This window comes from Klebsiella sp. Shm-1 (assembly GCF_040804525.1).
Lineage (GTDB): Bacteria > Pseudomonadota > Gammaproteobacteria > Enterobacterales > Enterobacteriaceae > Klebsiella > Klebsiella pneumoniae.
The window spans coordinates 283,714-295,405 of the sequence record NZ_CP161823.1 but is presented as its reverse complement, the minus strand read 5'-3'; the positions used below and the strand labels follow the sequence as shown (position 1 = coordinate 295,405).

12 protein-coding genes and 1 riboswitch are annotated in these 11,692 nt (G+C 59.6%); of the genes, 8 read left to right on the top strand and 4 right to left on the bottom strand.

Translation table 11 applies throughout. The features are described from left to right. Position 1: 1 nt before the first annotated feature. Both arnB and AB1E37_RS01360 read right to left on the bottom strand, forming a co-directional pair. Positions 2-1,141 (bottom strand): UDP-4-amino-4-deoxy-L-arabinose aminotransferase, encoded by a 1,140-nt coding sequence (gene arnB, locus AB1E37_RS01365; protein ID WP_004173962.1) that lies wholly within the window; start codon positions 1,139-1,141, stop codon positions 2-4. A 396-nt stretch (positions 1,142-1,537) separates the two neighbouring features. Further along, on the bottom strand, positions 1,538-2,044 hold the full coding sequence (locus AB1E37_RS01360; RefSeq protein ID WP_004181483.1) for a phenolic acid decarboxylase: 507 nt from the start codon (positions 2,042-2,044) through the stop codon (positions 1,538-1,540). 97 nt (positions 2,045-2,141) lie between these two features. Between AB1E37_RS01360 and AB1E37_RS01355 the strand changes: the two genes are divergently transcribed. From AB1E37_RS01355 to nikR, 7 genes are all read left to right on the top strand, one after another. Next, on the top strand, positions 2,142-3,002 hold the full coding sequence (locus AB1E37_RS01355) for a LysR family transcriptional regulator (RefSeq protein ID WP_004151421.1): 861 nt from the start codon (positions 2,142-2,144) through the stop codon (positions 3,000-3,002). Positions 3,003-3,140: 138 nt separating this feature from the next. Continuing rightward, positions 3,141-4,709: a nickel ABC transporter substrate-binding protein gene (nikA, locus tag AB1E37_RS01350; RefSeq protein ID WP_004181484.1), complete on the top strand. Its 1,569-nt coding sequence runs from the start codon at positions 3,141-3,143 to the stop codon at positions 4,707-4,709. Continuing rightward, entirely contained in the window at positions 4,709-5,653 is a 945-nt protein-coding gene (nikB, locus tag AB1E37_RS01345) for a nickel ABC transporter permease subunit NikB (protein WP_002921105.1), read from the top strand. The genes nikA and nikB overlap by 1 nt, the downstream gene beginning before the upstream one ends. Beyond that, a complete protein-coding gene (gene nikC / locus AB1E37_RS01340; RefSeq protein WP_004901155.1) occupies positions 5,650-6,483 on the top strand; it encodes a nickel ABC transporter permease subunit NikC in 834 nt (277 codons plus the stop codon). Before nikB ends, nikC begins: the two co-directional genes overlap by 4 nt. Then, complete coding sequence (locus tag AB1E37_RS01335; protein ID WP_004173959.1) at positions 6,483-7,247, top strand: nickel import ATP-binding protein NikD; 765 nt, start codon at positions 6,483-6,485, stop codon at positions 7,245-7,247. Before nikC ends, AB1E37_RS01335 begins: the two co-directional genes overlap by 1 nt. Beyond that, entirely contained in the window at positions 7,244-8,035 is a 792-nt protein-coding gene (gene nikE / locus AB1E37_RS01330) for a nickel import ATP-binding protein NikE (RefSeq protein ID WP_002921186.1), read from the top strand. The genes AB1E37_RS01335 and nikE overlap by 4 nt, the downstream gene beginning before the upstream one ends. Next, complete coding sequence (gene nikR, locus AB1E37_RS01325) at positions 8,023-8,424, top strand: nickel-responsive transcriptional regulator NikR (protein WP_004181488.1); 402 nt, start codon at positions 8,023-8,025, stop codon at positions 8,422-8,424. Before nikE ends, nikR begins: the two co-directional genes overlap by 13 nt. Before the next feature lie 27 nt (positions 8,425-8,451). On the opposite strand, the gene AB1E37_RS01320 is transcribed toward nikR, so the two are convergent. Beyond that, positions 8,452-8,811, bottom strand: coding sequence for a type II toxin-antitoxin system HicB family antitoxin (locus tag AB1E37_RS01320; protein WP_004181489.1), 360 nt, complete (start codon positions 8,809-8,811; stop codon positions 8,452-8,454). Between the two features lie 167 nt (positions 8,812-8,978). Then, positions 8,979-9,160, top strand: a riboswitch (M-box (ykoK) riboswitch). Positions 9,161-9,217: 57 nt separating this feature from the next. Here AB1E37_RS01320 and AB1E37_RS01315 point away from each other — a divergent pair. After that, complete coding sequence (locus AB1E37_RS01315) at positions 9,218-10,231, top strand: magnesium transporter (protein ID WP_002921192.1); 1,014 nt, start codon at positions 9,218-9,220, stop codon at positions 10,229-10,231. 39 nt (positions 10,232-10,270) lie between these two features. On the opposite strand, the gene AB1E37_RS01310 is transcribed toward AB1E37_RS01315, so the two are convergent. Continuing rightward, positions 10,271-11,464 carry an NAD(P)/FAD-dependent oxidoreductase gene (locus tag AB1E37_RS01310; RefSeq protein ID WP_004150109.1) on the bottom strand — a complete coding sequence of 398 codons (1,194 nt, stop codon included), beginning with the start codon at positions 11,462-11,464 and terminating at the stop codon, positions 10,271-10,273. Positions 11,465-11,692 lie beyond the last annotated feature (228 nt).

The following is an 11,692-nucleotide window of genomic DNA, read 5'->3' as shown; positions in this document are numbered from 1 at the left end:
ATCAACGTCCTGACAACTGGCGCAGTGCGGAGATAACGCGAGTGACATCGTCATCGGTCATATCCGGGAACAACGGGAGAGAGCAGATGCGGGCGCTGTTCCATTCGGTATTCGGCAGGGAAACCTCAGGGAAGCGCTCGCGGTAATATTTTTGCGTATGGGCCGCACGGAAGTGCAGGCCGGTGCCGATGCCCATCGCCTTCAGCTTTTCCATCAGCGCGTCGCGGCTGATGCCGCACGCGGCCTCATCGACGCGGATGATAAACAGATGCCAGGCGTGCTGGTGCTCCCATGCCGGGACGCTCAGCGGTTTAAACGACGTGTCCGCCAGCTCGCGCAGGTAGCGCTGGGCAATCTCGGTCCGGCGCTGATTGGCGTGGCTCAGTTTTTCCAGCTGGACCAGCGCCAGAGCGGCGTTGATATCGGCAAGGTTGTACTTGAAGCCCGGGGTGATCACCTCCGCCTGCGGCGCGCGGCCGTGGGTCTGGCGATCATAAGCGTCCACGCCCAGACCATGGAATTTCAGGCTACGGATGCGGGAGGCCAGCTCGTCGTCGTCGGTGACAATCAGCCCGCCTTCGGCGCAGGTCATGTTTTTGATCGCGTGGAACGAGAAAATGGCGGTCCCCTGCCAGCCCACGTGGCGGCCTTTATAATGGGTACCGGCCGCATGGGCGGCGTCTTCGATCACCGAAATGCCATGGCGCTCGCCCACCGCGCGAATGGCGTCGATGTCGGCTGGCGCCCCGGCGTAATGCACGGGAATTATCGCTTTGGTACGCGAGGTGATCGCCGCTTCCACCGCTGCAGGGGTAATCATCAGATTGTCGTTATCGACATCGATCATCACCGGCGTGGCGCCCAGCAGGCAGATCATATTGAGAGTGGAGACCCAGGTCTGGGACGGCGTAATGACTTCATCGCCGGGGCCAATACCCAGCGCCATCAGGGTCACATGCATCCCGCCGGTCGCTGAACTGACGGCAATCGCATGACGGTTGCCGGTCAGCTGGCAGAATGCCGCTTCAAGTGCCTGATTCTTCGGCCCGGTGGTGATCCAGCCCGACGCTAAAACTTCACGCAGCGCAGCCAGCTCTGCGTCGCCCATCGACGGGCGCGAAAAAGGCAAAAAATCGCTCATCATCATCCTGTTCTGTAGATGACCCACGCACGAATCTGGGTCGTTAGAATAAAATATCCTGCGCCTGCGGACTTAAACGAAATTAAAATGAAGTGAGTTCAGCACGGCATTCCATTTCAGGGTATCTCGACCACTATTAATGTAGTCGACCTTGCTTAGGATAATATTAAGAAATTAATATTTCTTCGGAATAAGAAATAAATTATTAATAAACAGTATGATAGGAGTTTTTTATGGCAGAAATTTGACGGAGATGCGTTCCTGTCACGAAAAAGAGAACAGGAACGCAATAGTTGAAATTAAACGAGAACTAAACCAGTTCACAATTTATTATTCTGTCATTGTCACGCTTAATGACAAAAAGTTAGCGCAGATCACAAAGTTATTTCTGCTGAATTACAAATTTGCAGGAAAATCCGCAGGCAATTCGCTCGCCGGGCAATTAATGACCTCGTCATTATCCGCGCCACAGTCGCGAATGAAGGTGATAGTGGCAAACTCGTCAATCACTTCCGTCGGGTAGGCCGGGCCGGCATCGCGATACGAATTCATCAGCGGAATATGGTCGTTCTGGAAGCAGATGGTTTTTTCCGGGTTATTCATGATCCAGCGCGGGAAGAAAATAGTGCCGTGGAACAGTTTGTCGCCCAGGTTGACGATCAGGCTGACGTCGGTGCCGGTCGGTTCGGTCCAGGAGATTTTGTAGATACTTTCCCCCACCCGCACAATGTACGCTTCCTGATCTTTCACCCAGCGATTGCCGACGATGCCGCTGTGAATACGGTAGTCGAGGGTGTGGCCATTTTTGACGTAAATCTCGTAGTTCCAGCCGTTGTCGTAGGTATAGACCAGATGTTTACCGATAAAGCCGCTGAGGTCATGTTTGTCGAAAGTGCTCATCATTTATTCTCCTCTGTTTTGTTGAGGACAGCATACGTCTTTAAAAAATGAATGAATAACGCTATGTTTGGATTAAATACATTCAAATTTTAGATTGATTATGCACAAGACAACCCTGGAGCAGTGGGCGTTACTCGAAAAGGTAGTGGAATTGGGGAGCTTTGCCAGAGCGGCGGAGGAGACCAATCGCAGTCAGTCATCGGTAAGCTATAACCTCGCGCTGCTGCAGGAGCGCTTAGGCGTGGCGCTGCTGGCGCCGTCCGGCCGGCGGGCGGTGCTGACGCCGGCTGGCGAACTACTGCTGAATCAGGTCAAGCCGCTGCTGCAGGCCTTCGCCTACGTCGAGACGCACGCCGCCACTCTGCGCAACGGGGCGCGGACCCGCCTGGATCTGGTGGTCGACAGTATTTTCCCGCGCCAGCGGCTGTTCGCGATTTTACGCCAGTTTCAGCAGCGCTATCCGCAGACCCAGGTCAGGCTCACCGAAGTGCTGGAAAACCTGGATGACGAGAGCGCGGCGCGGACGGAAGCCGATGTGATGGTGTTGACCCGCCGCCAGGATATTACCGGCCGCGGGGAGTGGCTGATGAATATTGATTTCATCGCCGTCGCCCACCGCGACCACCCTCTCGCCGCGCTGGACGGACCGCTGGAGGATAGCGCGCTGGCGCCGTGGCCGCTGGTGCGCATTGCCGATCAGGGCGGAGATAGCCAGGCGCCGCGAGACGCCTGGACCTTCTCCACCATTGATGCCGCCATTGATGCGGTGATGTATCAGGTCGGCTTCGGCTGGCTGCCGGAGGAGCGCATTCGCCCCCATCTCGACCAGGGCGTGCTGAAGCGGTTGCCCCTCAGCCATGGCGCGCGCCGCGCGACGCCGCTGCATCTGATCGTCAAGCGGGACCTGGCGCCGATCGACGAACAGGTGGCCACGCTGCTGGCGTTGTTCCGGACGCCCTGAGGGGTAAGGCGGCGCTGGTCGCCTGGGCGTAATGATACGATTTTCTTATACTTTCCGGCGCAATATTGATCCAGGTTACTCCCAAAGTATGATGAATCACTAAAATCGTCATACTTTCCTGTCGTTGAGATTGCCGTCTTGTCTATTATCCGCCTCACCCTGCTGGCGCTGGTCGCCTGCGTCCCTCTGCTGGCTCAGGCCGCGCCGTACCAGCTCACCACCGCCTGGCCGGTTAACGTCGGCCCGCTGAATCCCCATCTCTATACGCCCAACCAGATGTTTGCCCAAAGCATGGTCTATGAACCGCTGGTGAAGTATCAGGCTGACGGCAGCGTACAGCCCTGGCTGGCAACCCGCTGGCGTCACTCCGCCGACGGAAAAACCTGGTGGTTCACCCTGCGCGACGATGTGGCCTTCTCCAACGGCGAACCGTTTAACGCCCAGGCCGCGGCGGCCAATTTTCAGGCGGTGCTGGCCAACCGCCAACGCCACGCCTGGCTTGAGCTCGCCAACCAAATAACCGACGTGCGGGCCCTCAGCGCCACCGAGCTGCAGATCACCCTGAAAAGCGCCTACGCCCCCTTACTGCAAGAGCTGGCCCTGCCCCGCCCGTTCCGCTTCATCGCCCCCTCGCAGTTTATCGATGGCGGCACCGCCAGGGGCATTAAAGCCCCGATCGGCACCGGCCCGTGGCGGCTGGCAAGCTCGCAGCTCAATCAGCGCGATGTGCTGGTGCGCAATGAGCGCTACTGGGGTCGCAAACCCGCGCTACAGCAAATCACCATCAAGGTGATCCCTGACGCCACCAGCCGGGCGGTGGCGTTCGAAACCGGGGAAATAGATATGCTCTACGGCGATGAAGGGCTGCTGCCGCTGGACACCTTCGAACGCTTTCGCCATCACCCCGGCTACGTGGCGCGCCTGTCCGCCCCGGCGGAGACGGTAATGCTGGCGCTAAACGCCAGCCAGGGCCCGACCCGCGAGCAGGCGGTTCGTGAGGCGCTCAACTACGCCGTCGATAAACAGACCCTTGTCGATAGCGTGTTGTATGGCACCCAGCAGGTTGCCGACACCCTGTTTGCCCCCTCCGTCCCTTACGCCCCGCAGGATCTGACGCCGCGCCGTTACGACCCGACAAAAGCCCGCGCCCTGCTGGAACAGGCCGGCTGGCAGCAGCTGGAGGGCCAGCCCTGGCGACAAAAAGCCGGGCAACCGTTGGCGATTGAGCTGGCGTTTATTGGCACCGACGCGCTGGCTAAATCGATGGCCGAAATTATTCAGGCCAATCTGCGGCAGGTCGGCGTGCAGGTCACCCTGGTGGGCGAGGAGGAAAGCAGCATTTACGCGCGCCAGCGCGAAGGCCGCTTCGGCATGATCTTCAATCGCACCTGGGGCGCGCCCTACGATCCGCATGCCTTTTTAAGCTCGATGCGCGTCCCGTCGCATGCGGATTACCAGGCCCAGCGCGGCCTGCCAGACAAGGCACTGATTGATAAAGAGATTAGTGAAGTGCTGACCACCGGGGACGAGGCGCAGCGGAGAAAACTGTACCATGATGTGCTGACCCGTCTGCATCAGGACGCGGTGTATCTGCCCATCAGCTATGTCTCGCTGATGTCGGTCGCGCGCCAGGAGGTCGGGGAGATCCCGTTCGCCCCGGTGACCAGCGAGATCCCTTTCGACCAGATTACCCCGGTAACGCCATAATGCTACGCTATATTTTACGCCGCCTGCTGCTGCTGATCCCGCTGCTGCTCGCCGCCTCAGCCATCATCTTTCTGCTGCTGCGGCTCGGCGCCGGCGACCCGGCGCTGGATTATTTACGCCTGTCGAACCTGCCGCCCACTGAAGAGATGGTTGCCTCGACCCGCGAGCTGCTGGGGCTCAACCAGCCGCTGGCAATGCAGTATCTGCACTGGCTATGGCGGGCGCTGCACCTGGATTTCGGTCTCTCCTATGCCACCCAGCGCCCGGTGCTGGACGACCTGCTGCACTTCCTGCCGGCCACCCTGCTGCTCACCGGCGCGGCGCTGGCGCTGATCCTCGTCACCTCCCTGCCGTTGGGCATCTGGGCGGCGCGCCATCGCGATCGCCTGCCGGACTATATCGTACGGCTGATTGCCTTCCTCGGCGTCTCAATGCCCAACTTCTGGCTGGCCTTTCTGCTGGTGATGCTCTTTTCCGTGCATCTGCAGTGGCTCCCGGCGATGGGGTATGGCGACTGGCAGCACCTGATTTTGCCCGCCGTCTCCATCGCCTTTATGTCGCTGGCGATCAACGCCCGCCTGCTGCGCGCCAGCATGCTGGACGCCGCCAGCCAGCGTCACGTGATATGGGCGCGGCTGCGCGGATTGAGCGCGCGCCAGGTGGAGCGCCGACATATCCTGCGCAATGCCACCCTGCCGGTGGTGACCGCCATGGGCATGCACATTGGCGAGCTGATCGGCGGCACCATGATTATCGAAAATATCTTTGCCTGGCCCGGGGTCGGCCGCTACGCAGTTTCCGCCATTTTCAATCGCGATTACCCGGTGATCCAGTGCTTTACCCTGATGATGGTGACGGTGTTCGTGCTGGCTAATCTGGCGGTAGATGTGCTTAACGCGGCGCTCGACCCGCGCCTGCGCCGCCACGAGGAGGTGAGCGCATGAGAGGGCTACAAAGCTTTCGCTGGCCGGTAAAACTGGCCATGCTGGTTATCGCGCTGCTGGCGGTCATCGCCATCGGCAGCGGCTGGTGGCTGCCCTGGGATCCAGCGGCGATTGACCTTCAGCAGCGGCTGCTGCCGCCGGGCGCAGCGCACTGGCTCGGCACCGATCATCTCGGCCGGGATATTTTCTCACGCCTGCTGGCCGCCACCCGCGTTTCGCTGGGGGCGGTGATGGCTTGTCTGCTGCTGGTGCTGCTGATCGGCCTGGCGGTCGGCGGCTGCGCCGGACTGCTGGGCGGCCGCGCCGACCGCGGCCTGATGCGCATCGCCGAACTGTTTATGACCTTTCCGACCTCGATCCTGTCGTTCTTTATGGTGGGAGTGCTGGGTACCGGGCTGACCAACGTGATCCTCGCCATTGCGCTGTCGCACTGGGCCTGGTACGCCAGAATGGTGCGTAACCTGGTGGTTTCCCTGCGCCAGCGCGAATTTATCCTCGCCGCCCGTCTGAGCGGCGCCAGCCAGTGGCGGCTGTTCAGCGACCATCTGGCCGGCGCGGTGATCCCCTCGCTGCTGGTGCTCGCCTCGCTGGATATCGGCCATATGATGCTTCACGTAGCCGGCATGTCGTTCCTCGGTCTCGGCGTCAGCGCGCCGACGGCGGAATGGGGGGTGATGATCAACGACGCCCGGCAGTATATCTGGACCCAGCCGCTGCTAATGGTCTGGCCGGGGCTGGCGCTGTTCATCAGCGTGATGGCTTTTAACCTGCTGGGCGACGCGCTGCGCGATCGTCTCGATCCCCACCTGATCGCGGAGCATAGCCACTGATGCCGCAGAAGATCCAACTGGAACAGATCTCGCTTGCCGCTGACCGACCGCTGGTCAGCGACGTCTCCTTCACCCTGCGCCGCGGCCAGGTGCTGGCGCTGCTCGGCAGCAGTGGTTGCGGAAAATCGCTGACCTGCGCCGCCGCGCTGGGCCTGCTGCCGCCCGGCGTCAGGCAAACCGCCGGCCGGGTGCTTCTCGACGGCATTCCGGTGCACGGCGAACAGCTGCGCGGGGCGACCATCGCCACCATCATGCAGAACCCGCGTAGCGCCTTTAACCCGCTGCAGACCATGGCCGCGCACGCCCGGGAAACCTGCCGGGCAGCGGGTCGTGAAACGAATGACGCCGTGCTGCTGGCAGCGATGGAGGAGGTCGGTCTGGACAATCCGCGGGCGCTACTGAAGCGCTACCCTTTTGAAATGAGCGGGGGCATGCTGCAACGGATGATGGTCGCTCTCGCCCTGCTCAGCCGCGCGCCCTTTATCATCGCCGACGAGCCGACGACCGATCTCGATGCCATCGCCCAGGCGCGCATCCTCGACCTGCTGGCGGATATTGTCGCCAGGCGCGGTCTGGGACTGCTGCTGGTGACGCATGACATGGGCGTCGTGGCGCGGCTGGCGCATCACGTAACGGTGATGGAGAACGGTCGCCTCGTTGAACACTGCGATGTGAATACGCTATTTAGCGCCCCGCGGCACCCGCTCAGCCAGCGCCTGCTGGCCGCGCATCTGGCGTTATACGGTCTGGAGAAAACACCATGAATTTACTCAGCGTCACCGGGGTGAGTCACGATTATCCTCACCACGGCAGAGTCCTGCACGAGATACAACTCGCCATCGCCCCCGGCGAAACGGTGGCCCTGCTCGGACGCAGCGGCTGTGGGAAAAGCACCCTGGCGCGGATGCTGGTGGGTCTGGAAACGCCGCAGCACGGCGATATTGCCTGGCGCGGCGCGCCGCTGGCCGCCCTGAAGGGCGAGGCCATCGGCGCCTTCCGCCGCGATATTCAGCTGGTATTTCAGGATGCCTTCAGCGCGGTGAATCCGCGCAAAACGGTGCGCGAGATCGTCAGCGAGCCGCTGCGCCATCTGTTGTGCTTGCCGCGTGAGGCGCGTGCGCGGCGGGTGGAAGAGATGCTGCTGGCCGTCGACCTCGCGCCGTCGCTGCTCGATAAGCGCCCGGCGCAGCTCAGCGGCGGACAGCTGCAGCGCGTCTGCCTGGCACGCGCCCTGGCGGTACGGCCGCAGCTGTTGATCCTTGATGAAGCGGTTTCAAATCTCGATCTGCTGCTGCAGGCGGAGATTATCGCCCTGCTGAAGCGTCTGCAGGCGCAGTTTGACACCGCCTGCCTGTTCATCACCCATGACCTGCGGCTGGTGGAGCGCTTTTGCCAGCGAGTGCTGGTGATGGAGCACGGGCGCATCGTCGAAACCGCAACGGTTAGTCTACCGCTACGCCTGCGCTCTCCTGCCGGACAGGCGCTCCAGCAGGCGGTGCTCCCCCCTTTTCCTGCCACTCTGCTTAACGAGGCCATGCCATGCAGCGCGTAACCCTGACCCTTGATGATGACCTGCTGGCCGCCCTCGATGCGCTCAGCGCCCGCCGCGGCTACCACAACCGTTCGGAGGCGGTACGCGATATTCTGCGCGACGCCCTCAACCAGGATCCTCCGTCGCCGGAATCACGGCGCGGGTATGCCGTCCTGTCGTACGTGTATGAACATGAAAAACGCGAACTGGCGAGCCGGCTGGTGGCCACCCAGCATCATCATCACGATCTCTCCGTCGCCACGCTGCATGTGCATATCAGTCATGACGACTGCCTGGAGATTGCGGTGCTGAAAGGTGATATGGCCGAGGTACAGCATTTTGCCGACGACGTGATTGCCCAGCGCGGCGTGCGCCATGGGCATTTGCAGTGTTTAGCGGATGAAAATTAAAACGATAACGATCTGCTGCAGGCTGTTTTAAGCCTGTTTGAGACGTTCATTGAGCGTCTCAAGGATCCAGGTATTTACGGAAACCTGCTCCTCCGCAGCGGCGGAGCTAAGACGCTCACCAAATGACTCAGGATAGCGCAGCGTGAAGGTTTTCATCTTTTCCGGGTGAGCATAAGGCTCAATCCCCGCTTCATGACAATCTGCGAGATACTCCTGTAATGATATCTCGCCCTCCTGTTGTAACCCTTGAATACTATCGGAAACAAAATCGCAATATCCTGATAATCCCAGGAACTTACCGCGGAATGCATTGAGCTCAGGCACGTAATTGATAACGGCAGGCTGGCCGGCAATCTCCATTGAGTTTGGCGTTTTAGGTTTGATCATGGTTTTATCCCTCCTTGCCGCATGATTCACTTACTGAAATCATTTTTCTGATAGCACAATGTGAAGTCAACTTCTTACCAGGCAAACTTTGTTTATCAACAGTTGATAAACCATATAAATTATACGCTTTGTGAATTATCCCTCTTCGCCAATAATGGCGCCTCATTTAACGATCTCGTTATGGCGAGGCTCCTGCATAAATACAAGTTACCGCCCTGTTGGTATCGAGAGAGACCACTCAGGGAAATACAGGCTTCCATCGAATCAAGGTGTTGCCAAGGTAACTTCTGGCGGTCATGACCGTTCAGATACGTTATGCAGTGCTAAAACCAGGACGTAGGGATCTGCCTGCGCTAACCCTGTCTTGTTCGCCCCTATGAGTGATTTTTTATAGGGATTTTTAAACATGTCTTCCATTCAACTCTGCGCCGCCCATCAGGCGACCTCTGGCTTCGACGGCGATGCGATCGTCCAGTACATGCGTACCGATTTTATTACGCTGCAGGAACATCTCAGCGTTCATGAGGCGCGCGAACACTTTATCTCCCAGCTGGCCAGCGATGATATTCCCGGGCAGGTGTTTGTCGTCGCCGGCAAGAAGCTGCGTGGCAGCCTGTCGGTCAAAAAGCTACTCCAGGAAACGGATATCAACCAGTCTATCCGCCACCTGATGGACAGCTGCCTGTTTCGCGTCAAACCTGACGATGAGCGCCAGCAGGTGATTGCCGAGCTCAGCGAGCGCGGCCTCGACCTGGTCCCCGTCGTCGATAAAGGCGAGCTGGTCGGCTGCCTGATGGAGAAGGAGATCGCCCATCTGCTGGAGGATGACGTCACCGAAGATGCTCAGCTGCAGGGGGCAACGCTGCCGCTGGAAAAACCGTACCTCGAGATCAGCCCCTGGACGCTGTGGAAAAAACGCTCGGTGTGGCTGCTGCTGCTGTTTGTGGCCGAAGCCTACACCAGCAGCGTACTGCAGCATTTCGAAGAAGCCCTGGAATCGGCCATCGCGCTGGCCTTCTTTATTCCGCTGCTCATCGGCACCGGCGGCAACAGCGGAACGCAGATCACCTCGACGCTGGTGCGCTCGATGGCGCTGGGGGAAGTGCGACTGCGCGATATGGGGCGGGTGATCCGCAAAGAGGTATCGACCTCGTTTCTGATTGCCCTGACCCTGGGCCTGGCGGGCTGCCTGCGCGCCTGGATGATGGGGATTGGCATGGAAATCACGCTCATCGTCAGCCTGACGCTGGTGTGCATTACCCTGTGGAGCGCGATTGTCTCCTCGGTCATTCCGATGGTGCTTAAGCGGATCGGCATTGACCCGGCGGTAGTTTCCGCGCCGTTTATCGCCACGCTGATTGATGGCACCGGGCTGATTATCTATTTCAAAATCGCCCAGTATTTTCTTGGGTTGAACTGATCATATACGTCCGGGCACCAGGGCGCCCGGACGCGTAGATTACCCTTCCACCAGCGCCTGCGCGCAGGCCCAGGCGCTTGACCACGCCCACTGGAAGTTATACCCCCCGAGCCAGCCGGTAACGTCCATCACTTCGCCGATAAAGTAGAGACCCGGCGCCTTACGCGCCTCCATAGTACGCGACGAGAGTTCGTTGGTGTCCACGCCGCCGAGGGTCACCTCCGCCGTCCGGTAGCCTTCGGTGCCGTTCGGCTGCACGCGCCAGGCGGTTAACGTCTCCACCAGCGTCTGCTGATCGCGAACGTTCAGTTGCTTGAGCGTCACATCAGGTATCTGCCCCAGCTGCTGCAGACACTCCACCAGCCGCTTCGGCAGCTGCATCGCCAGGGTGTTCTTCAGGCTCTGGTTGGGATGCGCGCTGCGCTGCTCGTTAAGGAAGTCATCAAGATCGCAGTCCGGTAGCAGATTAACGGTGACGAACTCGCCGGGCTGCCAGTAGCTGGAAATTTGCAGCACCGCCGGTCCGGAAAGGCCGCGGTGGGTGAACAGCAGATTTTCGCGAAACAGAGTGCCGTTCTCGGCGGTAATGGTCGACGGCACCGACACGCCGGAGAGGACCTGCAGCTGCTCAAGCAATGGCTTGTGGAGGGTAAACGGCACCAGCCCCGCGCGGGTCGGCAGCACCTTCAGGCCGAACTGCTCGGCGACTTTATAGCCAAACGGCGAGGCGCCGAGCCCCGGCATCGACAGACCGCCGGAGGCGATCACCAGCTTTTTGGTCACCAGCGTTTCGCCGTTCACCTGTAGCCGGTAGCCTTGTTCATCGCGCTCCACGCTGAGGATTTCGCTGCGCAGACGGATCTGCACGCCGCCCTTTTCACATTCCGCGAGCAGCAGATTGACGATCTGCTCCGCCGAATCATCGCAAAACAGCTGGCCGAGGGTCTTCTCATGCCAGGCGATGCCGTATTTACCGACCAGCTCGATAAAGTCCCACTGGGTGTAGCGCGCCAGGGCAGATTTGCAAAAATGCGGGTTTTGGCTCAAATAGGCCGCCGGTTCAACATACATGTTGGTAAAGTTGCAGCGGCCGCCGCCGGACATCAGAATTTTTCGCCCCGGCTTTTTGCCGTTATCCAGCAGCAGGACGCGGCAGCCAAGCTGGCCCGCCTGCGCTGCGCAAAACATTCCCGCCGCTCCGGCGCCAACGACAATGGCATCAAACCTTTCCACACCGCGTTCCTCGTTCCCCAATTGTCGGGTTTTGTAAATATTTCACTCTGGTCACACCAGCGGGAAAAATCCCGCATTAGATACATCATTGAAAGATATAGGATTACTCTCAACAGGGTAAAACCTAAACAGGAAGAAAATCAAAAAAAGTCTATATTTCACTTTGCCCGCGCCGCTAAAGTCACTGATAATGCGCCGCGTTCATGTCCTCAAAATGGCGTAACGTCC